Origin of the sequence: Pseudomonas sp. RGM 3321 (assembly GCF_022836805.1) — a bacterium.
In the GTDB taxonomy this organism is placed as follows: domain Bacteria; phylum Pseudomonadota; class Gammaproteobacteria; order Pseudomonadales; family Pseudomonadaceae; genus Aquipseudomonas.
On sequence record NZ_JALHBH010000059.1, the window covers coordinates 1 to 1,169 of the forward strand.

Consider the following 1,169-nt stretch of genomic DNA (forward strand, 5'->3'; position numbering starts at 1 on the left):
CCAGTGTCGAGTGCAATCGCCCCTCGTTATAGAACCGCACGATGTAATCCGTGATGTCCTTTACTGCTTCGCCGAGGTTGGCGTAATCCTTTCTCCAGGTGCGCTCCATTTTCAGGTTCAGGAAAAAGCGCTCCATCACTGCATTGTCCCAACAGTTACCTTTTCGGCTCATGCTGCAACGCATCCCGTTGCGAGTCAGCAAGGCCTGATAAGCCGCTCCCGCGTACTGACTCCCCCTATCCGAGTGGGCAATCAGACCCGGCTCAGGCCGCCTTTGAGCGATGGCTAACTGCATCGCGCTAGTCACCAACTCGGCCCGCATATGGGGTGCCATGGCCCAGCCCACGATCTTGCGCGAGAACAAGTCCATCACCGCGGCCAGATACACCCAGCCGCTTCGTGTGCGGATATACGTGATATCCGCAACCCATGACTGATTGATGGCCTCAGGGTTGAACTGGCGGTTGAGAAGGTTTTCAGCCACCGGCAAGTTGTGATTACTGCTGGTCGTATGGACAAACTTGCGCTTCCAGATCGGGCGCAAACCCTGTTGTTTCATGAGGCGACGGACCTTGAAGCGACCGATGGACATACCTTCACTGCGCAACGAGCTTACCAAACGGCGACTACCGTAGCAGTGTTCTGTTGACTCAAATGTCGCCTTGATCATGGCCGCCGCCGGGCAGGCGGGCTTGGGTATCTGGCGACGTTGATGAGCTTCATAGAACCCTGAACGACTGATCCGCAAAACCCGGCAGATACGAGCCACCGGGTAGGCCTTGCGTTGCAATTGGTGAACCAGTTGATGGATCACTTCAATTCGCGGGCAAAGAAGGCCGTAGCTTTTTTTAGGATGTCGTTATCCATTTTCAGCTCACGAATCTGCTGTTCTAACTGACGAATCCGTTGCTGCTCATTGGTTAACGGCTTGCCAATTCCCGGCCCACCCAACAGCTCGGCCTTGTATTGCTCAACCCAGCGTCGCACTGCCGTATCACTCAGATTCATGTCGAGACAGACCGAGTTCACACTCTGCCCCTGATCAACGATGAGCTTGCAGACATCAAGCTTGAAGGCTGCATCGAATTTTCTGTATTTCTTGGTCATGGTGACTCCTCAATGGATATAGTTTCACCCATTAAGGTGTCCGGGGTCATTAGACCAGCTCA

General features: G+C 54.1%; 1 protein-coding gene. It reads right to left on the reverse strand.

The window, feature by feature from the left end; all coding sequences use genetic code 11:
- A protein-coding gene (locus RGM3321_RS00240) for an IS3 family transposase (protein WP_244391040.1) occupies positions 1–1,107 on the reverse strand; the annotation gives its coding sequence in 2 pieces (ribosomal slippage) (positions 1–852 and positions 852–1,107; 1,108 coding nt annotated over the 2 pieces). This gene is flagged as partial in the annotation.
- Positions 1,108–1,169: the final 62 nt, after the last annotated feature.